This window comes from Streptomyces sp. NBC_01003, assembly GCF_045162695.1.
In the GTDB taxonomy this organism is placed as follows: domain Bacteria; phylum Actinomycetota; class Actinomycetes; order Streptomycetales; family Streptomycetaceae; genus Streptomyces.
Genome location: NZ_CP108707.1, coordinates 8,496,988 through 8,523,171, shown reverse-complemented (window position 1 = coordinate 8,523,171; position 26,184 = coordinate 8,496,988). Strand labels below are relative to the sequence as shown.

General features: G+C 70.6%; 20 protein-coding genes. 9 read left to right on the top strand and 11 right to left on the bottom strand.

What is annotated here, in order from left to right:
* Positions 1-41 precede the first annotated feature (41 nt).
* Positions 42-1,862, bottom strand: a complete 1,821-nt coding sequence (locus tag OG698_RS38950; RefSeq protein WP_406108715.1) for an ABC transporter ATP-binding protein — start codon at positions 1,860-1,862, stop codon at positions 42-44.
* Positions 1,863-1,955: 93 nt separating this feature from the next.
* Here OG698_RS38950 and OG698_RS38945 point away from each other — a divergent pair, with 93 nt between their 5' ends.
* The 3 genes from OG698_RS38945 (at position 1,956) to OG698_RS38935 (ending at position 7,028) form a co-directional block, all read left to right on the top strand.
* On the top strand, positions 1,956-2,399 hold the full coding sequence (locus tag OG698_RS38945) for a MarR family winged helix-turn-helix transcriptional regulator (RefSeq protein ID WP_406108713.1): 444 nt from the start codon (positions 1,956-1,958) through the stop codon (positions 2,397-2,399).
* 53 nt (positions 2,400-2,452) lie between these two features.
* Positions 2,453-5,371: an FAD-binding and (Fe-S)-binding domain-containing protein gene (locus tag OG698_RS38940; protein ID WP_406108711.1), complete on the top strand. Its 2,919-nt coding sequence runs from the start codon at positions 2,453-2,455 to the stop codon at positions 5,369-5,371.
* A 184-nt stretch (positions 5,372-5,555) separates the two neighbouring features.
* Positions 5,556-7,028 (top strand): Gfo/Idh/MocA family protein, encoded by a 1,473-nt coding sequence (locus OG698_RS38935; RefSeq protein ID WP_406108709.1) that lies wholly within the window; start codon positions 5,556-5,558, stop codon positions 7,026-7,028.
* Positions 7,029-7,079: 51 nt separating this feature from the next.
* Here the strand turns inward: OG698_RS38935 and OG698_RS38930 are convergent, their stop codons facing one another.
* The 3 genes from OG698_RS38930 to OG698_RS38920 all read right to left on the bottom strand — a co-directional run bounded on the left by OG698_RS38930 (position 7,080) and on the right by OG698_RS38920 (position 11,156).
* Entirely contained in the window at positions 7,080-8,465 is a 1,386-nt protein-coding gene (locus tag OG698_RS38930) for a cation:dicarboxylate symporter family transporter (protein WP_406108707.1), read from the bottom strand.
* A gap of 202 nt (positions 8,466-8,667) precedes the next feature.
* Entirely contained in the window at positions 8,668-10,323 is a 1,656-nt protein-coding gene (locus tag OG698_RS38925; RefSeq protein ID WP_406108705.1) for a peptide-N4-asparagine amidase, read from the bottom strand.
* 86 nt (positions 10,324-10,409) lie between these two features.
* Positions 10,410-11,156, bottom strand: a complete 747-nt coding sequence (locus tag OG698_RS38920) for a L,D-transpeptidase family protein (protein ID WP_406111532.1) — start codon at positions 11,154-11,156, stop codon at positions 10,410-10,412.
* 188 nt (positions 11,157-11,344) lie between these two features.
* Here OG698_RS38920 and OG698_RS38915 point away from each other — a divergent pair, with 188 nt between their 5' ends.
* Together OG698_RS38915 and OG698_RS38910 are read left to right on the top strand one after the other, a co-directional pair.
* The gene (locus OG698_RS38915; protein WP_406108703.1) at positions 11,345-13,225 is read left to right on the top strand and encodes an ABC transporter transmembrane domain-containing protein; all 1,881 of its coding nucleotides are present in this window, start codon (positions 11,345-11,347) and stop codon (positions 13,223-13,225) included.
* A complete protein-coding gene (locus tag OG698_RS38910) occupies positions 13,222-15,012 on the top strand; it encodes an ABC transporter ATP-binding protein (RefSeq protein WP_406108701.1) in 1,791 nt (596 codons plus the stop codon). The genes OG698_RS38915 and OG698_RS38910 overlap by 4 nt, the downstream gene beginning before the upstream one ends.
* Positions 15,013-15,208: 196 nt before the next feature.
* On the opposite strand, the gene OG698_RS38905 is transcribed toward OG698_RS38910, so the two are convergent.
* On the bottom strand, positions 15,209-16,003 hold the full coding sequence (locus OG698_RS38905; protein ID WP_100598435.1) for a metal-dependent hydrolase: 795 nt from the start codon (positions 16,001-16,003) through the stop codon (positions 15,209-15,211).
* 157 nt (positions 16,004-16,160) lie between these two features.
* On the opposite strand from OG698_RS38905, the gene OG698_RS38900 reads away from it, so the two are divergent.
* The 3 genes from OG698_RS38900 to OG698_RS38890 all read left to right on the top strand — a co-directional run bounded on the left by OG698_RS38900 (position 16,161) and on the right by OG698_RS38890 (position 20,114).
* A complete protein-coding gene (locus tag OG698_RS38900) occupies positions 16,161-18,674 on the top strand; it encodes a DEAD/DEAH box helicase (RefSeq protein WP_406108699.1) in 2,514 nt (837 codons plus the stop codon).
* Between the two features lie 67 nt (positions 18,675-18,741).
* Complete coding sequence (locus OG698_RS38895) at positions 18,742-19,614, top strand: acyl-CoA thioesterase (protein WP_399975416.1); 873 nt, start codon at positions 18,742-18,744, stop codon at positions 19,612-19,614.
* Positions 19,611-20,114, top strand: coding sequence for a tetratricopeptide repeat protein (locus OG698_RS38890; protein ID WP_406108697.1), 504 nt, complete (start codon positions 19,611-19,613; stop codon positions 20,112-20,114). Before OG698_RS38895 ends, OG698_RS38890 begins: the two co-directional genes overlap by 4 nt.
* A gap of 37 nt (positions 20,115-20,151) precedes the next feature.
* Here the strand turns inward: OG698_RS38890 and OG698_RS38885 are convergent, their stop codons facing one another.
* A complete protein-coding gene (locus OG698_RS38885; protein WP_406108695.1) occupies positions 20,152-21,093 on the bottom strand; it encodes a DUF6397 family protein in 942 nt (313 codons plus the stop codon).
* Positions 21,094-21,203: 110 nt separating this feature from the next.
* Positions 21,204-21,602 (bottom strand): roadblock/LC7 domain-containing protein, encoded by a 399-nt coding sequence (locus OG698_RS38880; protein WP_100598439.1) that lies wholly within the window; start codon positions 21,600-21,602, stop codon positions 21,204-21,206.
* Between the two features lie 96 nt (positions 21,603-21,698).
* Here OG698_RS38880 and OG698_RS38875 point away from each other — a divergent pair, with 96 nt between their 5' ends.
* A complete protein-coding gene (locus OG698_RS38875; protein WP_406108692.1) occupies positions 21,699-22,127 on the top strand; it encodes a PPOX class F420-dependent oxidoreductase in 429 nt (142 codons plus the stop codon).
* A gap of 12 nt (positions 22,128-22,139) precedes the next feature.
* On the opposite strand, the gene OG698_RS38870 is transcribed toward OG698_RS38875, so the two are convergent.
* The 4 genes from OG698_RS38870 to OG698_RS38855 are packed head-to-tail and all read right to left on the bottom strand — an operon-like array spanning position 22,140 to position 26,153.
* Complete coding sequence (locus tag OG698_RS38870; RefSeq protein WP_406108690.1) at positions 22,140-22,763, bottom strand: GTP-binding protein; 624 nt, start codon at positions 22,761-22,763, stop codon at positions 22,140-22,142.
* Positions 22,744-23,175, bottom strand: coding sequence for a DUF742 domain-containing protein (locus tag OG698_RS38865; protein ID WP_100598442.1), 432 nt, complete (start codon positions 23,173-23,175; stop codon positions 22,744-22,746). Before OG698_RS38865 ends, OG698_RS38870 begins: the two co-directional genes overlap by 20 nt.
* A gap of 15 nt (positions 23,176-23,190) precedes the next feature.
* A complete protein-coding gene (locus tag OG698_RS38860; RefSeq protein WP_100598443.1) occupies positions 23,191-23,628 on the bottom strand; it encodes a roadblock/LC7 domain-containing protein in 438 nt (145 codons plus the stop codon).
* Entirely contained in the window at positions 23,625-26,153 is a 2,529-nt protein-coding gene (locus OG698_RS38855; RefSeq protein WP_406108687.1) for a nitrate- and nitrite sensing domain-containing protein, read from the bottom strand. The genes OG698_RS38860 and OG698_RS38855 overlap by 4 nt, the downstream gene beginning before the upstream one ends.
* Between the last annotated feature and the right edge of the window lie 31 nt (positions 26,154-26,184).

The window sequence follows — 26,184 nt, the reverse complement described above, 5'->3', positions numbered from 1 at the left end:
CACCCGCACGCCCGGTCACGGCCCAGGGTCTTTCGTTCGGATCAGGCTGGGCTCGCGGGCTCCAGTTGGGAGTCCCTGCGGACCAGGGCGGCATAGCGGCCGTCCCGTTCCAGAAGCTCCTCATGGGTGCCGCGCTCGGCCACCTGCCCGCCGTCGAGGACGACGATCTGGTCGGCGCCCCGGATCGTGGACAGCCGGTGGGCGATGGTCACGGTCGTGCGGTTGGCCGACAGGGCATCGATGGCTTCCTGCACGGCGAACTCGGTGCGGGTGTCCAGGGCGCTCGTCGCCTCGTCGAGGATGAGGATCGGCGGGTCGCGCAGGATCGTGCGGGCGATGGCGAGGCGCTGCTTCTCTCCGCCGGAGAACCGGTGGCCACGCTCGCCGACGACGGTGTCGTACCCGTCGGGCAGGGAGGCGATGTGCTCGTGGATCTGGGCCGCCCTGGCCGCAGCGTGCAGTTCCTCCTCGGTGGCATCGGGCTTGGCGAACCGGAGGTTCTCCGCGACCGAGGCGTGGAAGAGGTACGTCTCCTGGGAGACGACGCCGACGGCACGGGCGAGGGTGTCGAAGTCCAGGTCACGCACATCCACCCCGTCGAGGGTGACGCGCCCGCCCGTGACGTCGTACAGACGCGGCACCAGGTAGCTGAGCGTGGACTTGCCGGAGCCGGTGGGGCCGACGACGGCCAGGCTGCCGCCCGCGGGGACGGTGACGTCGATCCCGTCGAGGATCGCCGCGCTCTTGCCGTCGGCGGCGTCGTAACGGAACTCGACGTCCTCGAAGCGGACTTCGCCCTTGATCGTGTCGAGGCGGACGGGCTGCTCGGGCTCGGTGATGTCGATCGGCAGATCGAGGTACTCGAAGATGCGCTGGAAGAGCGCCAGCGACGTCTGAATCTGGACACCGGTGGCGAGCAGGCTCACGGTCGGCCGGAACAGGCCCTGCTGGAGCGAGACGAAGGCGACCAGGGTGCCGATCGAGATAGAGGGGCCGCCGAGCTGGAGCGCGACGCCCGCGACCCAGTAGATGACGGCGGGCATGGCGGCCATGACGACCGTGATGACGGCCATGCGCCAGCGCCCCGCCATGTTCGACCGGACCTCGAGCCCGACGAGCTGGTCGGACTCGTCGGCGAACGAGCGGGTGAGCGAGTCTGCGCGGCCCATCGTGCGGCCGAGGAGGATGCCGCTCACGGAGAGGGACTCGGTGACCGTGGCGGCCATCGCGGCCATCTGCTTCTGGCGCTCCGTGGCGATCTTCTTGCGCTCGCGGCCGACGCGGCGGCTGATCCACACGAAGACGGGCAGCAGGAGCAGCGAGACGGCCGTGAGCCGCCAGTCGAGCGCGACCATCGCCACGATGGTGGCGACCACACTGGTGAGGTTCGAGACCAGGGACGTGGCGGTGGAGGTGACCGTCGCCTGCATGCCGCCGATGTCGTTGGCGATGCGGGACTGGACCTCGCCCGTGCGGGTCCTGGTGAAGAAGGCGAGCGACATGCGCTGGAGCCGACCGTACACGGCGGTGCGCAGGTCGTGCATGACGCGCTGGCCGACGGTCGTGGAGATCAGGGTCTGCAGGACGCCGAAGACGCTGGTCACGACGGCGCTGAGGATCATGCCCAGGGCGAGCAGGCTCAGCAGCCCGGTGCGGCCCTGCGGGATCGCGGTGTCGAGGATCTCCTTGAGCAGGAAGGGCGTGGCGACCGAGACGAGCGAGGCGGCGCCGACGAGCAGGCCGACCAGCGCGAGGCGGGCGCGATAGGGACGGAAGAGGGCCAGGATGCGGCGCATCTGCCGCGGCTCCGGCGACGTGGTGTCGGAGGGCGACGGCGTCCAGCCGGGTTCGTCGTGACGCATGAGCCTCCTACGAGTCGTGATTCAAGGTCTCAGGGAGCATAGCTCATTGTTACCTATACTCACAATGAACAAGGTCCTGATATTGTTCCGCACATGAGTACCCCGGACGCCGACGGCCTTCTCGCGGAGCAGTTGCTCCGGCTGACCCGGCGGCTGCAGCGGATCCAGAAGCGCTATCTGGAGCCGGTCGGGATCACGCCCGCCCAGTCCCGGCTGCTGCGCACCCTCGTGCACTACGACACCCCGCCGCGCATGGCCGACCTGGCCGAGCACCTCGAAGTCGTGCCCCGCGCCGTGACGACCCTGGTCGACGGTCTGGAGACGGCCGAGCTGGTGCGCCGGGTGCCCGATCCCACGAACCGCAGGGTGATCCGCATCGAGCTCACCGAACTGGGCCGCAAGGCGCTGCGTGAGCTGCGCAGCGCGCGCAGGACCGCCGCAGAGGACATCCTGGCTCCATTGAGCCCCGACCAGCGCGCCCAGCTGGGCGTCCTGATGAACGCGCTGTTCGAGACGCCGTACGACCACCGCTGTTAGGCCCCGAGCGTTAGGCCCCGGGCCCGCAGCGTCCGAGGAGAGGCTGGAGAGGCATGCCCCTGCTGGAGCCGAAGCCGGAAGCGCTGCGCCCGGGACCTCATGCGGAAGGCCCGGCCCCCGACCGGGTGCCGGACGCTCAGGCGGGCGGGACCCCGGAGCCGCTCCGCTCCGAGCTGTCCGGGCTCCTGGGGGCGGACAAGGTCCTCACGCACATCTCGGACCTCGTGCGGTACGCGTCGGACGCGAGTCCCTACCGTTTCGTGCCGCAGGTCGTGGTGGTCGCCGAGGACATCGACGACGTGTCGGCCGTCCTGTCGTACGCGCACGGCAAGGGCCGCGAGGTGGTCTTCCGCGCGGCGGGCACGTCGCTCAACGGGCAGGCGCAGGGCGAGGACATCCTCGTGGACGTCCGCAAGCACTGGGCGGGCATCGAGGTCATCGGCGACGGCGAGCGGGCCAGGATCGGCCCCGGTACGACAGTCGTGCGCGCCAACATCACGCTCGCGCGGCACGGGCGAGTGCTCGGCCCCGACCCGGCAAGCGCCATTGCCTGCACCATCGGCGGGGTCGTCGCGAACAACGCCTCGGGCATGACGGCGGGCACCACCAGGAACTCGTACCGGACGGTCGCCTCGCTCACCTTCGTGCTGCCCTCGGGCACCGTGGTGGACACGGCCGACCCCGATGCCGAAGCGTTCCTCGAGCACGCCGAACCGGCTCTCTGCGTGGGCCTGTTGGAGATCAAGGGCGAGATCGAGGCCGACGCGGAGCTGGTCGCCCGTATCCGCGCCAAGTACGAGATCAAGAACACCAACGGCTACCGCCTGGATGCCTTCCTGGACGGCGCGACACCCGTGGAGATCCTGCGCGGCCTCATGGTGGGGTCCGAGGGGACGTTCGGCTTCATCTCCGAGGTCGTGTTCGACACGCTGCCCCTCGACCGCAAGGTGTCCACGGCGCTGCTGTTCTTCCCCTCGCTGCCCGCGGCGGCAGCGGCGGTCCCGCTGTTCAACGAGGCGGGCGCGATCGCCGTCGAGGTGATGGACGGAAATACGCTGCGGGCCTCGGTGAGCGTGCAGGGGGTGCCCGCCGACTGGGCGAACCTGCCCAAGTCGACGACGGCGCTCCTGGTGGAGTTCCGCGCGCCGGACGAGGCCACCCAGGAGCGTTACGAGGCGGCGGCCGCCGAGGTGCTTGAGGGACTCGAACTGGTGGCGCCCGTGGCCTCGGTGACCAACGCGTTCACGCGGGACGCGAAGACGATCGGTGGCTACTGGAAGGCCCGCAAGGCGTTCGTGACGGCGGTCGGCGGATCGCGCCCCTCCGGGACGACGCTGATCACCGAGGACTTCGCGGTGCCGCCGTCGCGCCTGGCCGAGGCGTGCGAGGCGCTCCTCGAACTCCAGACGCGACACGGCTTCGACGCCGCCGTCGCCGGCCATGCGGCGCACGGCAATCTGCACTTCCTGCTCGCCTTCGACGCGGGCAGGCCCGAGGACGTCGAGCGGTACGCGGCGTTCATGGACGAGTTCTGCCGCCTCACCGTCGAGCGCTTCGACGGTTCGCTCAAGGCCGAGCACGCCACGGGGCGCAACATCGCGCCGTTCCTGGAGCTCGAATGGGGCGCGAAGGCCACGGAGTTGATGTGGCGCACCAAGCAGGTCATCGACCCGTACGGCGTCCTCGCGCCGCGTATCGTCCTCGACCGCGACCCCAAGGCCCATCTGCGCGGCCTCAAGACGATCCCCAAGGTGGAGCTGATCGCCGACCCGTGCATCGAGTGCGGCTTCTGTGAACCGACGTGCCCCAGCGAGGACCTGACGACCACGCCCCGCCAACGGATCGTCCTGCGCCGCGAGATGATGCGCCAGCCGTCCGGTTCGCCGGTCGAGGACGGGCTCGTCGAGGCGTACGGGTACGACGCGGTGGACACGTGCGCGGGCGACTCGACGTGCAAGCTGGCGTGTCCGGTCGGCATCGACACGGGCGCCTTCATGAAGGAGTTCCGGCACGCTCGGCACTCCCCGCGCGAGGAGAAGGTGGCCGCGTTCACGGCGAAGAACTTCAAGGCCGTCGAGGCGTCGGCGCGGCTCGCCGTGGCGGCCGCCGGCAAGATCGGCGACCGGCTCCTGACCTCCGTGACCCAGGCCGCCCGCAAGGCCGTCCGCCCCGACCTCGTACCGGAGTGGCTGCCGGAGATCCCCGCTGCCGCCGCCCGGAAGCTGCCCCGCACCGCGCGCGTGGGGGCTGCCGCGGTCTACTACCCGGCCTGTGTGAACCGCATCTTCGGCACCCCCGGAGACGTGTCCCTCGCGCAGGCCATGGTCGCCGTGTCCGCGCGCGCGGGGCGGCCGGTCTGGATTCCGGACGATGTCGCGGGGACGTGCTGCGCCACGATCTGGCACTCGAAGGGGTACGACGAGGGCAACACCGTTATGGCGAACCGGATCGTCGAGGCGGCCTGGGGCTGGACCGCCGGCGGCAGACTGCCGCTCGTCGTCGACGCCTCGTCGTGCACGCTCGGCATCGCCCATGAGGTCGTCCCCTATCTGACGGACGACAACAGGGAGTTGCACAAGGAGCTCAAGATCGTCGACTCGATCGTGTGGGCGGCGGACGAGCTGCTGCCGCACCTGACGGTGCGCCGGACGGTCGGTTCGGCGGTCCTCCATCCGACGTGTTCCATGGAACACCTCGGCGATGTGGCGCAGTTGCGGGCCGTCGCCGAGGCCTGCGCCGACGAGGTCGTCGTCCCGGACGACGCCGGGTGCTGCGCCTTCGCGGGCGACCGAGGCATGCTCCACAAGGAGCTCACCGAGTCGGCCACACGCAAGGAGGCGGCGGAGGTGACCGCCCGGCACTTCGATGCGCATCTGTCGGCGAACCGGATGTGCGAGGTCGGCATGGACCACGCGACGGGCCGCGGCTACTACTCCGTGATCGTGGAGCTGGAGCACGCGACGCGCCCCTAGGGTCGGTCACGCCTGGCCTCAAGGGCCTCGTCACGCCAACTTCCGCCTCGGCGCTACCCGCAGGTCCCCAAGAGTCCGTAAAGAAAGTCCAACTCCCTGACCCCTTCTGCCCCTTGCGCCCCCGTGTCGTCCCCCTCCAGGGTGGCAAGCGCTTGCAGCGCACCCACCCATCGATGGAGGTCCGATGCACGACGACAACGCGACACCGGCACCCGACGCGAGCCACGAGCAGCCCGAACACGACGCCGCCGGGCAGTCCCGCAGGTCCGTCCTGCGGACGGCCGGCATCGCCGGGGCGGGGCTCGGGCTCGGCGCGTTCACCGGTGGCACGGCGCAGGCCGCCGGCGGGCAGGCCGAGGCCGGGCGGAGCGAGGCCGGGCCGACGGCCGCCCAGGCTCCGGCCCGGAAGGGCGAGACGATGGTCGGCGTGCCCTTCGAGGGGCGTTCCACCGTGCGGGTCGGCATCATCGGGCTCGGCAACCGCGGCGGCAGCATGATCGACCTGTTCCTGGCGATCCCTGGCGTCCAAGTGGTCGCGCTCTGCGACCCGGTGAAGGACAAGACCGCGAGAGCGGCGGCCAAGGTGACGGCCGCGGGCCAGCCGGCCCCGGCGACATACACCAAGGGCGATCACGACTTCGAGAACCTGTGCAAGCGGGGCGACATCGACTTCGTGTACGCGGCCACGCCCTGGGACTGGCATTTCGAGATGGCCAAGACGGCGATGCTGAACGGCAAGCACGTCGGTGTGGAGTGTCCGATCGCCCTGCAGCTCGACCAGCTCTGGGAGTTGGTCGATCTCTCCGAGAGCACCCGCAGGCACTGCATGCAGCTGGAGAACTGCTGCTACGGCAGGAACGAGATGCGGGTCCTGCGGATGGCACACGCCGGCAAGTTCGGCGACCTGCTGCACGGAGCGGGCGCCTACAACCACGACCTGCGCGGCCTGATGTTCGACCCCGACTACTACGAGGGCCCGTGGCGGCGGCTGTGGCACACGCGGCTGCGCGGCGATCTGTACCCCAACCACGGCTTCGGCCCGGTCGCCAACTACATGGACATCAACCGCGGTGACCGCGTCACGCACATCTCCAGCTTCGGCACGCCCTCGCTCGGCCTCGCCCAGTACCGCGAGGCCCATATGCCGAAGGGCGACCCGAGCTGGAAGGAGACGTACATCGAGTCGGACCGCACCATCAGCCTGGTCCAGACGGCGAAGGGGCGCGTCATCCGGCTCGAACACGATGTGTCAACGCCCCACCCGTACTCGCGGATCAACAGCCTCGGCGGCACGAAGGGTGTGTTCGAGGACTACCCGGAGCGGATCTATATAGAGCCGGACCACACGAACGACTCCTGGGGCGACTTCTCCAAGTACACCGACTTCGACCACTGGCTGTGGAAGGAGCACTCCAACCCGCCGGGCGGCCACGGCGGCATGGACTACATCATGGTGTTCCGTCTGATGCAGTGTCTGCGGGTGGGCCTGGTACCGGACTTCGATGTGTACGACGCGGCGACGTGGACGTCGCCGGTACCGCTGAGCCACTTGTCCATCAAGGCGAAGGGGGCGCCTCAGGCGATCCCCGACTTCACGCGCGGGATGTGGAAGAAGGCGCGGCCGGGGGTGGATTCCGAGAAGCCCGTGGAAGCCTGACGGTGCGGGGGCCCGGCGGCGTCGTGCTTGCCGCCGGGCCCCCGCTCGGGCTCAACCCGCCGTCTCCGCTGCGGACTTGGGCTCCTGGGTCTTCGCGAGCTCCGGCGACTCGACCGGCTCGACCCGGTCCTCCTCCGGTACGAACGCGATCTCGCCGCCCAGCACCTTCTTGGCCCTGGCCGTGTCGAGCGCACCCTCCCAGCGGGAGACCACGAAGACGGCCACGCAGTTGCCGAGCAGGTTCGTGGAGACGCGCATCGCGTCCATGATGCGGTCGACGCCGAGCAGCAGGGCGACGGCGCCCGCCGGGATGACCCCGAGTGCGGACGCGGTGGCCGACAGCGCGAGGAAGGCCGAACCGGGCACCCCCGCCATGCCCTTGCTGGTGAGCATCAGGACGATCACGACGGTGATCTGCTGGCCGAGCGAGAGGTCCACGCCGACGGCCTGCGCGATGAACAACGTACCGATGGAGAGGTAGATCGACGCTCCGTCGAGGTTGAACGAGTACCCCGTCGGCAGGACCAGGCCCACGGCGTCGTCGCGGCAGCCGGCGTGGCGCAGCTTCTGCATCATGCGGGGCATGACCGTCTCGCTGGAGGCGGTGCCGAGCGCGAGGAGCAGTTCCTCACGCGTGTAGCGGACGAACTTCCACAGGCTCAGTCCGGTGACCGCCTTCATGGCGAGGCCGAGGAGCACGAGGAAGATCACGGCGACGGCGTAACAGACGCCGATGAGCTTGCCGTACGTCGACAGGGCGCCGAGGCCGTACTCGCCCACGAGGTGCGCCGTCGCGCCGAACACGGCGAGCGGGGCCAGCTTCATGATGAAGCCGACGACGGCGAAGACCACTTCCTGGCCCTGTTCGATGGCGGGCAGGATCGCGGGGACCTTGGTGTTGCCGAGGTGCAGCAGTGCGGCGCCCACGAGGCAGGCGAGGACGAGCACCTGGAGCAGCGAGTTCTCGGCGAAGGCGCCGACCGCGCTGTCGGGGAGCGAGTGCAGGATGAAGTCGCCGGTCGACGGGAGCGAGCCGCCGCCGGTCTTGTCCTCGACGGCGGACGCGTCCAGCTTGGACGGGTCGACGTTCATGCCGACGCCGGGGCCGGCCAGGTTTCCGGCGAGGAGGCCGACGACCAGGGCGACGGTCGTCGCCACCTCGAACCACAGGAGGGCCTTGAGCCCGATGCGGCCGAAGGCCTTGAGGTCTCCGGCCTTGGTGATTCCGGCGACGACCACGCAGAAGACGAGGGGCGCGATCATCGCCTTGATGAGACGTACGAAGCCGTCGCCGAGCGGTTGGACGGCTGTGCCCGCGTGGGGCCACAGCCGTCCGACGACGACTCCGATCACGAGTGCGCAGGCGACCTGCGCGAACAACGAGGTACGTAGTACGCGTGCGGCGCGTCGCGGCAGGGACGGTACGGACTGCGGCACGGGGCATTCCTCCGGAGCAACGTCAGTGACTTGTGCGGATTCTGCTATGCGGAAGTTAGATTCCAATTTCTGTTCCGCGAAGCGTCACTATGTCGGAGTAGCGGCTGCCGTAGAAGACCCCGATGTCACATCGGCGTGAATCTTGGATATTGCTCCAAGACCTCGGCGCCGGTGCCTGCGGCCGTGCCTGTCGCTGTGCCCCTCAGCAGTGCCTGCGGTCCACCGTCAGCGCACCCTGTGCCGTGGCCAGCTCGCGGTCGTAGCAGCCATCGGGGCTGGTCAGACGGTATCGCTCACGGCTGGTGCCCACAGCGTGCCGTTGATCACGCGGAACGTTCGCCGTGTACGAGGCGTCACCCGCGTAGGTGTCGTCGAGGACCGTCCACGCCGTGCGGCCCGAGCCCGTGGCCCGTCCCGTCTCGGCCCGGTCACCGAGGTCGATCACGGTCCGCAGCCGGTTGTCCGCGTCGAGCGTGGTGGCGCCGTCCATCGTGTAGGCCCGGTTCGTGCGAAGGGTGTGGTGGCCGGAGACGACGGTCTGGCGATCGGTCCAAGTCCCCTTCAGCGCGTCGTTGTTCTCGCCCTCGGTCCAGCGGTGCGTGGACCTGGTGGTGAGGTCGCGGGTGACGGTGGTGGCGACGCGGCCGTGCGAGGTGTTCACGTAGCCGGACACCGTCAGCCTGTGCCCGCCCTTCGCGTCGAGGCGGTACTCGTCCGTGCCGGGTGTGTACGTCGTCGAGCTGTCCGGCTCGCTCTCCTTGTGGCCGGTCAGCGCGCCGGTGACGTGCGAACTCCCGCCGTCCTGCCAGACGAGCACGTTGACCGGGACGCTCCAGCCGCTCTGGCCCTTCGGCACACCCACGACGGAGACGTCGACCTGGTGCGGACGGCCGTCGTTGAGGAGTCCGGCGAACGGCGTCAGGTCGTACTGCAGGGGCCGGACGTCGAAGGCTCCGGGGGCCGGAATCACGTACCAGAGGAACGGGTTGGACCAGCCGCCCGTCCAGACGTTCGGGAACGGCGAGGCGATGCCCGCCAGTTGGCCGTCGACGGAGATCTGCACCTCGCGGTACGGGCCACCGTCCGCCTTGCACGAGTACGGGACCTCGTTCGGCACCGCCAGGTACCAGAACTCCTCGCAGCCACCGCCCGATCCGGTGGCGTACGCCTCGGCGACGATGCGCTCGCTGTTGCGCGGGGTGGTGAGTCTGCCCTGGTCGAGCGTGAGTACGCGGTCGGGGGTGTCCGTGGCGGGCTGCCGCTTCACGTGCGGCTCGGCGGCGTAGAAGGTGAGGGTGGCCTTCACCTCGATGACGCCGGTGTACGTGTCATCGACAACGTTGCCTATCAGCATCTCGACCGGCTGGTCGGCCCGCAGGGTGTCGCTGTAGCGGGTGACGTCCTTTTCCACATTCCAGGCGATGCCGTCGGGCGAGGGCTCGGGAGTGGAGGTGCGCAGGACTTCCACGCCACCGATGTGCAGATAGCCGAGACGGTCGAACTGCCGCCCCTTGACCTTGCCTTCGAGGCGCAGGACGACCTTGCTCCACCGGTCGCCGCAGCCCTTGGGCGGGGTGTAACTGCCCTTGTAGGGCGTGAAGTCACGGAACTCGGTCTCCGCGAGAGCCACGCGGCAGGACTTGGTGGCGGGTTTGGCCACGGGCGGTGTGGCGGTGATCGGGTCGTGCCAGTCGGTGCCGAACTCGGCCGGCGGGTCGGTGGGTCGAGGCGCCGCGGAGTGGCTTTCGGCAGAGGCCACGGCGCGACGGGGTTCGGCGGAGGCCGCGGTGGCCTGTCCGGCGAGGGCGCCGGCCGCGAGGGTCACCACGGCGAGCATGGACGTGAGGCGTCTTCTCATGACGGGTGTTGTACGGGGCGGACGCGACGCCCGCAACAGCCCCTCCCCCACGCCAGGCCAGGCCGACGCCGGTGCCTGGTGCCGCGTCAGCTCTTCAGTGACGCCTTGTCGCCCATCACCACGACCGGGTGCTGCTTCGGGTCGACGGTGCGCAGCAGGTACTCCATGCCGGACTTGGACAGGCTCACGCACGCCGACGTGCCACTGCCGTGGTCCATGTGAAGCCAGATGCTGCCGCCCTTGGTCTGCCCCTCGGGCCGGGTCGGGTCGTTCGGCGCGGTGCCCTTCACGCGGTTGTAGTCGATGGCGATGACGTAGTCGAAGTCGTGCCAGTGCGACTTGGCCCAGTAGTGCGGGGCCTGGAACGACGCGGCCTGCGTGTACGGCAGCTTCGCGCCCGGGTCGGCGAGCACCCCGCCCGCGTCGGTGAGGGTGAACACCCCTATGGGGCTGCGCTTGTCGCCCTCGCGGTGGTCGGCGGTCCAGCCCTTCTTGCCGTTGTGCGCGGGCCAGCTGTGCGTCTTGTCCCAGGTGGAACCGGACTTCGTGTAGAGCACGACGGTCGAGTCACCGGAGTTCTTGCCGTCGCCGTAGACCGCGATCACCTGTCCCGCATTCTGCGGGATCTTTGACTGGAGCTGGTCGCCGACGTCAGGAATGCGTTTGAGGTCGACGGCGGGGCGGTCCTCCTGCCGAGTTCCGGCCGAGCCCGACCCGGCCTTGCGCCCGGTCCCGTCGCCCCCGCTCGAACCACCGCAAGCGGACAGGGTCATGAGAAGGACGCTGCAGGCCGCCGCAGCGACCGCCGTTCGAACCGCACCCGCGTTACGCATACGGTCCATGGTCGCACCACGCACCAGGTGACCCCGACCGGCCCTGCCCCGGGCGTCGAACGCGGGCCGAAACTTTGCCCCACGGCGGAAAACCGTTTGCCTCCAGTGCCTGAATCCCGCGAACCTTGCACGGTTTGTTCCGTCCGTACCCCCGACTTCGCTCCCCCCCTTCCGAGCTCTGGGACGTCATGCAGATCCACGATCTTCCGTATCCCGACCCGGGCCTGCCTGATGCCCGCTCCGGCCCCCGTTTCCTTCTCTGGCTCGGCCGGAACCAGCTCGGCGGCCAGCTCAAGTCCCTCTCCTGGGGACTCCTGCACTTCCTGTCCGTCGCCTCCCTTCCCTACGGTGTCGGCTTCGCCGTGCAGGCCGTGGTCGACGGCTCGGGCTCTCGGCTCGCCCTGGCGGGCGCGCTGATCCTGCTCCTCGGCGCCTCGCTGGCCCTCGGCGACACGATGCTGCACCGGACGGCGGTCACCAACTGGATCACCGCGGCGGCCCGGGTGCAGCAGCTCCTCGCCCGCAGGACCGCGGCCCTGGGCGCCGCGCTGACCCGGCGGGTCGCCGCCGGTGAGGTCGTCGCCGTCTCCACGGGCGACGTCGAGAAGATCGGCTGGTTCGTCGAGGCGCTCTCGCGCTTCGCCGCCGCCGCGCTCACCGTCGTCGTGGTTTGCGTCGGGCTCGTCCTCTACCAACCGGCGCTCGGCATCGTCGTCGCCATCGGCATGCCGGTCCTCGCGCTCGCCGTCCTCCCGCTCCTCCCCCGCGCCACCCGCCGTGCCGACCGGCAGCGCGAGAAGGCGGGCCGCGCCACGGAACTCGCTTCGGACACCGTCGCGGGGCTGCGTGTCCTGCGCGGCATCGGCGGCGAGGAACTGTTCCTCGACCGCTACCGCCGCGCCTCGCAGGAGGTCCGCACGGCCGCCGTCCGCAGCGCCCGCATGTGGTCCCTGATCTCCGCGGTCCAGGTGCTGCTGCCGGGCCTGCTGCTGATCGCGGTCGTCTGGTACGGCATCGAGCTGGCCCGCCAGGGCCGGATCACCGTCGGTGAACTCGTCACCGTGTACAGCGCCGTGATGATCCTCAACTACCCGCTGCGGCACTTCGAGGAGATCGCCATGGCGTACTCCTTCTCGCGCCCGTCGGCCCAGCGCGCGGCACGCGTCCTGTCCATCGAACGGGTCACGGAGCCGGGCGGACTCCGCACCGCCGAGGCGCCGGCCGGAGACCTGTACGACCCGGTGACGGGGCTGCTGGCCACCGCGGGCCTGCTCACCGCCGTGGTGTGCGGCGACCCGGATCTCGCGGGCCGGCTCGCGGACCGGCTTGGGGGACACCCCACGGACGCGGGCAGCGGGACCGGTTCGGATCCGGGTTCGGATCCGGATTCCCTGCCCTCCGTGCTGCTCGGCGGGGTGCCGCTCGACGAGCTGCCCCTGGACACGGCCCGCACCGCCGTCCTCGTCCAGGACAAGGACCCCGTGCTGCTGTCCGGCACGCTCGCCGAACTGCTCGATGTCCCCTCCTCGGGATCCGTAAGCCCCGAGGAGGCGCTGGCCGCGGCGCAGTGCGCCGACGTACTGGACGCGCTCTCGCAGGCGTCGCTGGACGACGACCCGATGAACGCACGGATCACCGAGCGCGGCCGTTCCCTCTCCGGAGGCCAGCGGCAGCGGCTCGCTCTTGCGCGGTCCCTGGTCACCGCCCCGGAGGCACTGGTCCTCGACGAGCCGACGTCCGCCGTCGACTCCCACACCGAGGCCAGGATCGCCGACGGACTGCGGGCGCTGCGCAGTGGGCGTACGACCGTGGTGCTCACCTCGTCCCCGCTGCTGCTCGATCGTGCCGATCGGGTCGTCCTGGTCCACGAGGGCACGGTCGCGGCGGTCGGCGAGCACCGGGAGCTGGTGCTCACCGAGCCCCGGTACCGGGCCGTCGTGACCCGCGAGACCGACGAGGAGGCGGCGTCGGCGGCCCTGTCCCGGAACGGCGGCACCCCTCTGCGCGGCGAACCCGGCATCGGCGACCCCGGCATCGAAGAACTCACCGAGATCGAGGAGACGGCATGATCGGCCTGGCGCCACCGGCCTACGACCCGGCGGCCCCGACCACGGCGAACACGCTGCCCGTCGGTGCCCCGGCGACCGTGCGGTCGTACGTCCGCGAGCTGTACCAGCGGCACCGGCGAGCGTTTCTGCTGCTCATCGGCGTGAACACGATCGCCGTCGTGGCGTCGATGGTCGGCCCCTATCTGCTCGGCGCCCTGGTCCAGGACGTCTCGGACAGCACGGACCGGCTGCGCGTGGAGCATCTGGGCAGCACCATCACCGTGTTCGTCGTCGCGCTCGTCGTCCAGGCCGTGTTCGTACGGCAGGTGCGGCTGCGGGGCGCGATGCTCGGCGAGCGGATGCTGGCGGACCTGCGCGAGGACTTCCTCGTGCGCGCGGTGGGTCTGCCGCCCGGCGTGCTCGAACGGGCCGGTACCGGTGACCTCCTTTCGCGCATCACCACCGACATCGACCGGTTGGCCAACGCGATGCGCGAGGCCGTTCCCCAGCTGTCCATCGGCGTCGTGTGGGTGGGGCTGCTCCTCGGCGGTCTCGCAGTGACCGCTCCGCCGCTGGCACCGGCGGTCCTCGTCGCGGTACCGCTGCTCGTCGTCGGCTGCCGCTGGTACTTCAAGCGGGCCCCGTCCGCGTACCGCTCGGAGGCCGCCGGCTACGCCGCGGTGGCCGCGGCCCTCGCGGAGACCGTCGACGCCGGGCGCACCATCGAGGCGCACCGGCTCGGCGCCCGCCGCGTGGGGATGTCCGACCAGCGGGTAAAGGAGTGGACGGCGTGGGAGCGCTACACGCTCTATCTGCGGTCGGTGTTCTTCCCGGTCATCAACGCCACGCATGTGACGGTCCTGTGCGCGGTGCTCCTGATCGGCGGAGTCTTCGTACTTCAGGGCTGGATCGGCGTCGGGCAGCTGACCACGGGCGCGCTGATCGCCCAGATGCTGGTCGACCCGCTGGGCCTGATCCTGCGCTGGTACGACGAGCTCCAGGTCGCCCAGGTGTCGCTGGCCCGGCTCGTGGGGGTCCGGGACATCGAGCCGGACGCGGGCGACGCCTCGGTGGCGCCGGACGGGCGGCACGTGCAGGCCGACGACGTTCACTTCGGGTACCGGGCGGGCGTCGACGTGCTGCGCGAGGTGTCGCTCGACGTGCGGCCGGGGACGCGGCTCGCCCTGGTCGGGCCGTCCGGAGCGGGCAAGTCCACGCTCGGCCGGCTCCTCGCGGGGATCTACGCGCCGCGGGCGGGCCAGGTCACGTTGGGGGGCGCCGAGCTCTCCCGGATGCCCGCCGAGCGCGTGCGCTCGCACGTGGCGCTGGTCAACCAGGAGCACCACGTATTCGTCGGCTCCCTGCGCGACAATCTGCGGCTGGCCCGCACCGGGGCCGAAGACGCCGAGCTGTGGGCGGCCCTTGGCGCGGTCGACGCGGACGGCTGGGCGCGGGCGCTCGACGGGGGCCTCGACACCGAGGTCGGCTCGGGCGCGGTGGCCCTGACCCCGGCGCAGGCCCAGCAGATCGCCCTGGCCCGCCTGGTCCTCGCCGATCCGCACACCCTGGTCCTGGACGAGGCGACCTCGCTGCTCGATCCCCGGGCGGCCAGGAACCTGGAGCGTTCGCTCGGCAGGGTCCTGGACGGCCGCACGGTCGTCGCCATCGCCCACCGGCTGCACACCGCGCACGACGCGGATGTGATCGCCGTGGTCGAGGAGGGGCGGATCAGGGAGCTCGGCAGCCATGACCAGCTGGTCGCGGCCAACGGCGCGTACGCGGCGCTGTGGCGGTCCTGGCACGGGTGACCGCGCGGGCGGGGCAAGGGGGTGTCCGGCGGATCAGGGTCGGGTAGGTCGCGGCGTCTGGCGCGGTGCATCGCAAGGCGCCGGAGCGTCCTGACAGCGGCACTATTCGGATGTTTCGGCAACGCGGCGAGGTGCCGCGCCAGGCCTCGCGACCCCGGCCATGACCCGCCGGACACCCCCTGGGGTGTGCGACGGCTCAGATGACGTTGAGCGCGGCCGCGCACCCCACCCCGCCGAGCAGCATGAACACCGGCATCAGCACCTTGAGCTCGACCCAGCTGCCGGCTCGGAAGCGCATCATCTTGGGCGGGCCGATCGGGTACCAGCGCTTGCGGCCGATGGGGATGGGCCACAGGACCGGGCAGCCGGAGACCGTGAGCGCGTCCCCGATGTCGTGCACCAGGGCGCCCAGGACGATGGGCAGGCCCAGCCACAGGTACTCCTGGCCGGGCTGCGTGAACAGCCAGTCCGACCCGTTGCCCGGCTTGTCGAGGACTCCGGCGAGGATCCAGGCGCTGGTCCCGGCTAGCAGCCAGACCAGGACGTCGCTGCTGGAGCCGCGTGCCGCCCGCCACAGCAGGCCCTCGATGGCCAGCACCATGTGGACGAAGAGGAGGGCGAGGACCGCCCAGCGCCCGCCGAATATCGCCGCGGCGGAGGCGCCGGCGCCGATGAGGACCGCCCACAGCCAGGTGTGCGTGAGGGTGCGGTGTCCGCCGGAACGGCGCGGGTCGCCCTTCATACGGGTCGCCTTGTAGACCGCGTACGACAGCTTGTCGACGATCTCGCACAGGCCGCGCGACACCGGGCCGAAGGCCCGCGAGATGGTGGCCGCCTTGTGGTCCAGGTCGGGGGCGAGGGCCGCGCCCGCGCAGATCAGTGCCCCGACGAGCACGACGGGCCAGGGCATGGGGTGTCCGGCGGCGGCCGCGGCCGCGCCCACCCCCAGCCAGGCCGCTGCTCCTGACAGCGAGTGTGCCGGTCCCATCATGGCTGCGTTCCGCCCCATTCCACTTGTGTCGGTGCCCAGTTGTCCCCACCCGGGCCACCACGTCCTGACGCTCCGTCGGCGCCACAGCGTACCTTTCGTGATCTTCGTGCAGGCAACCGATTGCCGGATCGGGTCGGAAGGCAGGCAAGATGGGGGCGTGACCCTTATCGATCAGCTGCCGCAGACCGCCGACCCCGACGCCCTCTACGAGGCTTTCGAGTCGTGGGCTGTGGAGCGCGGGATCACCCTCTATCCCCACCAGGAGGAGGCGCTGATCGAGGTGGTGTCGGGGGCGAACGTGATCGTCTCGACGCCCACGGGGTCCGGCAAGAGCATGATCGCCGCCGGCGCGCACTTCGCGGCGCTCGCACGGGACGAGGTCACCTTCTACACGGCACCGATCAAGGCGCTGGTCTCCGAGAAGTTCTTCGAGCTGTGCAAGCTCTTCGGCACGGAGAACGTCGGCATGCTCACGGGTGACGCGTCGGTCAACGCCGACGCCCCCGTGATCTGCTGCACCGCCGAGATCCTCGCGTCCATCGCGCTGCGCGACGGGGCGCGGGCCGACATCGGCCAGGTCGTGATGGACGAGTTCCACTTCTACGCGGAGGGCGACCGGGGCTGGGCCTGGCAGATTCCCCTGCTCGAACTCCCCCAGGCGCAGTTCATCCTGATGTCGGCGACGCTCGGCGACGTCGCCATGTTCGAGAAGGACCTGACGCGGCGCACCGGCCGCCCCACGTCCGTGGTCAGCTCCGCGACGCGTCCGGTTCCCCTTTCCTACGAGTACCGGCTCACGCCGCTCACGGAGACGCTGACCGAGCTGCTCGACACCCGGCAGGCCCCGGTCTACATCGTGCACTTCACACAGGCGCAGGCCGTGGAGCGGGCGCAGGCCCTCATGAGCATCAACATGTGCACGCGCGAGGAGAAGGAGAAGATCGCCGACCTGATCGGCAACTTCCGCTTCACCACCAAGTTCGGCCGCAATCTGTCGCGCTACGTGCGGCACGGGATCGGCGTGCACCACGCGGGCATGCTGCCCAAGTACCGGCGCCTGGTGGAGAAGCTCGCGCAGGCGGGCCTCTTGAAGGTCATCTGCGGCACGGACACGCTGGGCGTGGGGGTCAACGTGCCCATCCGTACCGTCCTGTTCACCGCTCTGACGAAGTACGACGGGACGCGGGTGCGGACGCTGCGCGCGCGGGAGTTCCACCAGATCGCGGGCCGGGCCGGGCGGGCCGGCTTCGACACCGCGGGCCTCGTCGTGGCGCAGGCGCCCGAGCACGTCATCGAGAACGAGAAGGCGCTCACGAAGGCGGGGGACGACCCGAAGAAGCGCCGCAAGGTGGTCCGCAAGAAGGCCCCCGAGGGCTTCGTCGGCTGGACCGAGAGCACCTTCGAGAAGCTGATCGGCTCGGCTCCGGAGCCGCTGACGTCCCGCTTCCGGGTGACGCACATGATGCTGCTCGCGGTCATTGCCCGCCCCGGCAACGCCTTCGCCGCCATGCGCCACCTCCTCGAGGACAACCACGAGCCGCGCAAGCAGCAGCTGCGGCACATCCGCCGCGCGATCGCCATCTACCGCTCGCTCCTCGACGGCGGCATCGTCGAGAAGCTCGACGAGCCCGACCCCACGGGCCGGATCGTCCGGCTGACGGTCGATCTCCAGCAGGACTTCGCTCTCAACCAGCCGCTGTCGACCTTCGCCCTCGCCTCGTTCGACCTGCTCGACCCCGACTCGCCGTCGTACGCGCTCGACATGGTGTCCGTCGTGGAGTCGACGCTCGACGACCCGCGCCAGATCCTCGCCGCCCAGCAGAACAAGGCGCGCGGTGAGGCTGTAGCGGCGATGAAGTCCGACGGCGTCGAGTACGAGGACCGCATGGAGCGGCTCCAGGACATCACGTACCCGAAGCCCCTGGAGGAGCTGCTCTTCCACGCGTACGACGTGTACCGCAGGAGCCACCCGTGGGTGGGTGACCACCCGCTGTCGCCGAAGTCCGTGATCCGCGACATGTACGAACGGGCCATGACCTTCACGGAGTTCGTGTCCTTCTACGAGCTCGCCCGCACCGAGGGCATCGTCCTGCGATACCTCGCCGGCGCGTACAAGACCCTTGAGCACACGGTCCCCGACGACCTCAAGTCCGAGGACCTCGAAGACCTGATCGCCTGGCTGGGTGAGATGGTCCGCCAGGTCGACTCCAGCCTCCTCGACGAGTGGGAGCAGCTCGCGAACCCCGAGGTCATGACGGCCGAGGAGGCCCAGGAGAAAGCCGACCAGGTCAAGCCGGTCACGGCGAACGCGCGCGCGTTCCGTGTGCTCGTCCGCAACGCCATGTTCCGCCGGGTCGAGCTGGCCGCCCTCGACAACGTCGACGAACTGGGCGAACTGGACGCCGACGCGGGCTGGGACGCGGACGCCTGGGGCGAGGCCATGGACAAGTACTGGGACGAGTACGAAGATCTCGGCACCGGTCCCGACGCCCGCGGGCCGAAGCTGCTGCAGATCGAGGAGAACGCCGCGCACGGCCTGTGGCGGGTGCGCCAGACGTTCGCCGATCCGAATGGCGATCACGACTGGGGTATCAGCGCCGAGGTCGACCTCGAGGCGTCCGACGCGGAGGGCCGTGCGGTCATCCGCGTCACGGATGTCGGCCAGCTGTAGGTCCTGACCCGGTCGCGCACCCCGGACGCAGCGCCCGGAGCGCGGTGCAGAAATGAGAGAACAACGCATGACGAACCCAGCTGAGCGGCTCGTCGACCTGCTCGACCTGGAGCAGATCGAGGTCAACATCTTCCGGGGCCGCAGCCCGCAGGAGTCCCTGCAGCGGGTCTTCGGCGGCCAGGTGGCGGGCCAGGCGCTCGTCGCCGCGGGCCGCACCACCGAGGGCGACCGGCCCGTGCACTCGCTGCACGCGTACTTCCTGCGTCCGGGCCGCCCCGGCGTGCCCATCGTGTACCAGGTCGAACGGATCCGCGACGGCCGGTCGTTCACGACGCGCCGCGTCACCGCCGTGCAGCAGGGCCGCACGATCTTCAATCTGACCGCCTCCTTCCACCAGCCCGAGGACGGGAGCTTCGAGCACCAGCTGCCGCCGGCGCGCGAGGTTCCCGATCCGGAGTCCCTGCCGACGATCGCCGACGAGGTGAGTGCTCATCTGGGCACGCTGCCCGACGCGTTGGAGCTCATGGCGCGTCGCCAGCCTTTCGACATCCGGTATGTGGACCGGCTGCGCTGGTCCCCGGAGGACATCGAGAGCGCCGAGCCGCGCAGCGCGGTGTGGATGCGCGCGGTCGGGCCCCTCGGCGACGACCCGCTCGTGCACACCTGCGCGCTCACGTACGCGAGCGACATGACTCTCCTCGATGCCGTGCGCATCCCCGTGGAACCGCTGTGGGGGCAGCGCGGTTTCGACATGGCTTCGCTCGACCACGCCATGTGGTTCCACCGTCCCTTCCGTGCCGACGAGTGGTTCCTGTACGACCAGGAGTCCCCGATAGCGACGGGCGGCCGTGGTCTGGCCCGCGGCCGGATCTACGACGCCGACGGACATCTCCTCGTGTCCGTGGTGCAAGAGGGCCTCTTCCGGAAGCTCGGGGAGTGACCGGCGCCGACGACCGGGACGCGTCGCTCGCGCGGGCCGTGCGGCTGCGCGAGGACGGCCTGCGCGAAGAGGCCCGCGAGCGGCTCGTCACGCTGTCCACCCGGTTCCCCGACGACGCCGAGGTCGCGTACCAGACAGCCTGGGTCCACGACACCCTCGGACTCGAGGCCGACGCCGTCCCCTACTACGTGCGGGCACTCGCCGGATCGGGCCTGAGCGCGGACGACCGGCGTGGCGCGCTGCTCGGTCTGGGCAGCACGTACCGCACTCTTGGCCGCTACCCGGAGGCGGTCGCCACGCTGAGCGTCGGCACGACCGATTTCCCCGAGGACAACGCCCTCAAGACGTTCCTGGCCATGGCCCTGTACAACGTGGGCCGCGCGCACGAGGGGATGCAGCTGCTGCTGACCGTCCTCGCGGAGACGAGCGGCGACCGGGACCTCATCGCGTACCGGCCGGCCATCGAGCACTACGCCAAGGATCTCGACGCCGTCGAATAGGCCCACGCTTGCGAACTGCCGCCGCCACGGGCCCGGTTCAGACTCCTCTGCGGCGGAGCCAACCGAGCAATCCGCGCGACGGGCGGAGTGGTCCGGTGTCGGGCGGACTCTGCTCGCCCGTACCCTTCGACGGTTCCGCCGGCACCACATCCGGCGCCGGAGGGGCCACCGCGGGGAGGCCCGCACTCGGTCGCGGCGCGGGTCGCAGGCCGCGCGCCTCCGCCAGGCTGAGGAGCAGGCTCGCCCTGAGCCAGCTGATCTCGTGCGGGTCGTCCGCCGTCATGATCCGCTCGGCGATGCGTGCCGATGGCGAGTCGGGCGCCCCGTGTCCGGTCGACTCGGGCCGCAGTTTGCTCAGATATCCGCGCTCGTAAGGGCACTTGACGAGTTCCAGGACCGTCACCGGGTCGAGGAGGGACGCGACCGCTGCGGCGCGCTCCCATGCGTCGTCGCACTGCCCGAGCAGGTGGCCCGCGTGCCGCGACCGCCAGTTGCGGGGCCGCAGGTCGATCCCCGCGTCGAGGCGGGCGCGCATACGGTCGGGTGCGCGTCCCGTCATCAGCGGTGCGTTGACCTCGGCCGCCGCGAACTCCCTCAGCTCCTCGGCGAGATAGAGCCAGACCACGGCCCGGTAGCGATTCAAGTAGAAGCGAACGGGCGTCAGTATCCCCGCGCGGGCGAGTCGCGTGAACCTGGCCGTGGTGATGTCCATGAGGCCCGCGCCTTCCGTGGTCCCCACGGCCCGGACATGCTCCCGCAGCGATTCGGGGAAGCCCGCGGTGCCACGCACCCGCTCGATCTCGTCGCGGGCCACGCGTCGGCGCCCGCCGTCGTGGGCCGGTACTGTGCGGACGCGTCCGAGTCGTACCGCCAGCTCGAACTCGCCCCGTTTCAGCCCCAGTTCGCGAGCCGCCCTGCTCTGCGCGAGCGAGGCGGCGGGTACCCGCGTGGCCGGTGTCGTGATGGTGTTGCCACCCATGTCTGATCTCCCCCGTGCGTCGTGATCGCTCCCGGGAAAAACCGTAGCCCGAAACCCGCCCGCGCCGCTGAGCCTGTGGATAACTCCGAACGGCCCGGCGTTTGCGCAGGTCAAGAGCCTTCTGCTCGACGGGCTCCCACGCCCAGGTGCTCGCCGACCCGATTGACGAGCAGCGTCATCTCGTACGCGACCTGGCCGATGTCGGCCTCGGCCGAGCTGAGGACGCACAGGCAGCTGCCGTCGCCGGCCGCCGTCACGAAAAGTACGGCGTCATCGAACTCGATCATCGTCTGCCGGACCCCGCCCGCACCGAAGTGCCGCCCAGATCCCTTGGCCAGGCTGTGCAGACCGGACGACACTGCAGCCAGATGCTCGGCGTCCTCCCGCCTGAGGTCGCTGCTCGCCCCGGTGACCAGACCGTCGTTGGACAGAACGAGAGCGTGGCGCACATGTTCGACACGCTCCGTCAGGTCGTCCAGCAGCCAGCCGAGCCCCTCGTTGTCCGCCATGATCCCGTCTCCCCCATTCCCGATCGCTCCCCTACCCGGAGGATCTGTTTCGCCAGCCTTCCCCACGCTCGGCATCTCGGCAAGCAGGATGACCCCATGGCACACAAGATGACCGATGAGGAATGGCGGGCGTTCGTCTCCGAGGGGACCCGTACCGCCAAGCTGTCCACCGTGCGGCCCGACGGCAGCCCGCACATCGCGCCCGTCTGGTTCGTACTCGACGGCGAGAACGTCCTGTTCAACACCGGCAAGGACACCGTGAAGGGCCGCAACCTCGCTCGGGACAGCCGAGTGGCCCTGTGCGTGGACGACGATCGGCCGCCGTTCTCCTTCGCTGTGATCGAGGGCCGCGCCGAACTCATCGAGGACCTGGGGCAGGTGCGGGACTCGGCCGCAAGGATCGGCGGGCGTTACATGGGCGAGGACCGCGCCCAGGAGTTCGGCGAGCGCAACGGCGTGCCCGGCGAACTCCTGGTGCGCGTACGGATCGAGAAGGTCGTGGCCCTGGCGGGGCTCACCGACTGACGACGTCGCACGTCAGCTCACGGAGTCGAGAAGCCGGGCGGTGTGCATCCGCCCGGCGTACTCGACGAGCCGGATCAGCACCTCCTTTCCCGAGTCGCGGTCGCGGGCGTCGCACAGCACGACGGGTGTCCCGCGGTCGAGGTCGAGGGCGCGAGACACCTCGTGGGCACCGTAAGCACGCGCGTTCGTGAAGCAGTTGACCGCCACGACGAACGGGATGCGCCGGTGCTCGAAGTAGTCCACGGCGGGGAAGCTGTCCTCGAGCCGTCGGGTGTCCGCCAGGACGACGGCGCCCAGCGCGCCCTGTGACAGCTCGTCCCAGAGGAACCAGAAACGGTCCTGCCCGGGCGTGCCGAACAGGTAGAGCGAGAGGCCCGACCGGATGGTGATGCGGCCGAAGTCCATGGCGACGGTCGTCGTGGTCTTGCGCTCCACCGCTCCGGTGTCGTCGACGTTCTGGCCGAGTTCGCTGAGCAGTTCCTCGGTGCGCAGGGGCCGGATCTCGCTGACGGCGCCGACCAGGGTGGTCTTGCCCACCCCGAATCCGCCCGCGACCAGGATCTTCAGAGCCAGGGCGGAGTTGTCGGCGTGGTCGGCGTGGTCGGCGTTCGTCTCTTCAGAGTGCTCGGAGGCCATCGATGACTTCCCTCAAGATCTTTTCGTCGGGTAGCTGTGCGGGCGGCACGGGCCGGCTGACCTTGACGCAGCCCATGTCGAGCAGGTCGCCCAGGAGCACCCTGACCACCCCTACGGGGAGGTCGGTGCCCGCGGCGAGTTCGGCGACCGACTGCGTCTCGGTGCGGCACAGCTCGATGAGCGCCCTGTGCTCGGGGCCGAGGGCCGTGTCGTCGTCCTTGCCGGGCGCGGCGTCGTCGAGCTTGACGAGTGCGATCAGGTCGAAGCGCACCCCTCTGGGCCCGGGTGACGTGCGCCCGCCGGTCATCGCGTAGGGGCGGACCAGGGGCCCGGCCTCGTTGTCGTACCACTGGCTGCCCGACCGGTCGGGGCTGCCCCGTCCCTGGTCGTCCCTGTGCCCGTGATCGTTCATCGTCGTGGCTTCCGGTCATCCGGCGGCGGGCGGGTGCGCGGCGAACCGCGGTGGGGTGTAGAGGTGTTCGCCGACCCGCTTGACCATCCGGGCCATCTCGTAGGCGACGAGGCCGATGTCGGCGTCGGCCGTGCTGAGGACGGCGAGGCAGGAACCGTCGCCCGCGGCCGCGACGAAGAGGAAGCCGTCGTCCATCTCGACCATGGTCTGGCGGACGCCGCCCGCTCCGAAGTGCCGGCCCGCCCCCTTGGCGAGACTGTGGAAGCCGGAGGCGACGGCGGCCAGGTGTTCGGCGTCCTCGCGGCCGAGGGCGCTCGACGCGCCGACGGCGAGTCCGTCGTTGGACAGGACGACCGCGTGCCTCAGCTCGGCCACGCGCTGCACCAGGTCGTCGAGGAGCCAGTCGAGTTCTCCGGACCGGGGCGCGGCGTCCATGGTCGGGTCCTGGATCATGTGGGATCTCCTTCGGTGCTGTCGCTGCGGGGCACGGATCCTGAACCGGCTCCTGGTGGGCGGCCGCCGCCCCGGACCCAGCCGTCACGGAACGCCGCCATGCGCTGCCGCGCCTCTTCGGGCGTCCGTGCGTCGGATTCCTGGCGCTGTGCGGCGCCGTTCTGCTCCTCGGGCCGCTCGCGCAGTTGGGGCGCGAGGCTCGCCTGCCGCACCCGCTTGGGCAGTCCGTCCGGTGATTCGTCGTCGGTGTTGTCTGCGTTGTTCGCGGGCTGCCTGTGCAGGCGCAGGGCGGTGACGCCCGGGGGCGTCGGGATGTCGTGAGCCGTGTCGGTGTCCGGCACAGCGTGTACGGCGGCGGCGATGGCGGGGCGTGGCCCCTGGGCGGGCACGGAGTTGCCGTTCATGTGAAGTGCTTCCGGGTCGGGCACGCGCGCGTAGTGGTGCTCCGTCGCGTGTTCCTGGTTGGTGTCCGCCCGTTCCGGGGTTCCGGCGTGCAGCAGGGGTGTGGGCAGCAGGACGACGGTGGTGGTGCCGCCATAGGGCGAGGTGCGCAGGTGCACCTTGATGGCGTGGCGGTGGGCGAGCCGGCTGACCACGAAGAGCCCGAGCCGGTCGCTGTCGAACAGGTCGAGCGCTTCGGAGTGGGCGATGCGGTTGTTGGCCTCTGCGAGGGTCTCCTTGCCCATGCCCAGGCCGCGGTCCTCGATCTCCAGGGCGTAGCCGTTTCCGACGGGTTCGCCGCTGACCCGCACCTTGGTGTGCGGTGGGGAGAACTGGGCGGCGTTCTCGACGAGTTCGGCCAGGAGGTGGGTGAGGTCGGCGACCGCGGCGCCCTGTACGGAGGCGGCGGGCAGTTGCCGTACCTCCACGCGCGCGTAGTCCTCGACTTCGGAGACGGCCGCGCGGACCACATTGGTCAGCGAGACGGGGGTGCGCCAGGCGCGGCCCGGGGCGGCTCCGGAGAGGATGATCAGGCTTTCCGCGTGGCGCCGCATGCGGGTCGTGAGGTGGTCGAGGCGGAAGAGGTCGCTGAGTTCGTTCGGGTCCTCGGCCCTGCGCTCCATGGTGTCGAGGAGACCGAGCTGGCGGTGGACGAGGACCTGGCTGCGGCGGGCGAGGTTGACGAAGACACCGGAGATCCCGCTGGCGAGTTCCGCGCGTTCGGCAGCGGCGCGCAGGGCCGCCCTGTGCACGGTGCCGAGTGCCTCGGCGACCTGTCCGGTCTCGTCCTCGGCGGGAGGGCCCTCCGGCGCTTCCGCATGAACGTCGATCTCCTCGCCGGCGCGCAGTTTCCGCATGGCGTGCGGGAGTTTGCGCCGGGCGATCTCCAGTGCGGTGTTGCGCAGGCTGATCAGTTCGATGACCAGGCCTCGGCCGATGCGTACGGAGATCACGAGCGAGGCGGCGACGGCCAGCAGGCCGAAGAGGACGGCGGCGCCCGCGGGCGTGAGCAGTCCGCGGGTGAACGGATCCGCCCGGACCGCGGCCGTGCGCGCCGCGTCCGCCTCGATCGAGCGGAACCGGTTCTGCACGGTCGTGTGCGCGCTGTCCCAGGTGGGTGCGGGCGCCGCGCGATCGGGCCGAGCGGCGATCGCCTTGTCCTCGACGGCACGTACGTCGCCATACGCGCTCCCCTCCACGAGGTTGCGCCAGGCGGTCCGTTGCGGTGCCGGGAGGTCGGCGACGGCCGCTTCGGCGAGGGTCCTGCGGGTGTCGACCACTCCCGTGAACAGCCGCAGCCGTGCGCCGTCCAGCGAGCCTGCGAGCCGTGCGGCGGTGAGCAGGGAGTCCTCGCGGGCGAGCATCTCGCCGGACCGAGAGAACTCGAGCAGCACGCGCGCGTCGGAGCCGAGACGGTCGTCCTGGATCCCGGTCACCGCTCCGTTGACGGCGAACGCCGAGTCGATCGTCTTCGTGTACTGCTCGTACGTCCCCTCCCAGCCGGTCCGCCGGCCGAGCACCGCACTGCGCACGGAGCGCAGCTTCTCGGCGCCGGAGACGAACACCGAGAGGCGCTCACCGACCAGGGCGGGCAGATCGGCGCCGTCCGCGACGGTGTTGCCGTCGCCGAGGCGGAGCTTCGCCACGGCCTTGTCGGTCGCCGAGGTGCGCTTCCTGAGGGCGTCACCGCGGTCGGCCGCAGGCTTGGCGGAGTACGCGACGGCCGCGGTGCGTTCGGCCTGGAGCGCGGCGACCGCGTCGGCGACCGGACCGCGGACCGTGGAGTCGACTCGCTGCAACTGCCGCATACGGGCGACGTCCTGGGCGGTGGTGACTGTCGCGTATGCCCACAGAGCCAGCAGGGAGACGACGGGCACCATCAGAAGGCACACGATCTTGGCGCGGACGGTACGGGGCCGCAGCCCTCGGCCGCCCGCGCGCGTGGGAGGCACGGCAGGAGCGGACGGGCCGTCCTCTGTGTGAGGCTCTTCCGCGGGCGGTCCGGCGTGCGCGCGCCGTCCGCGCGCCGGGGGCGCGGGCTTGGGCGGCGCGCCGTTGATGGGGGTCCTACGGGGTGTACGCATGGCCTCCTCGCTCGTGGTGCGCTGGTGGTGC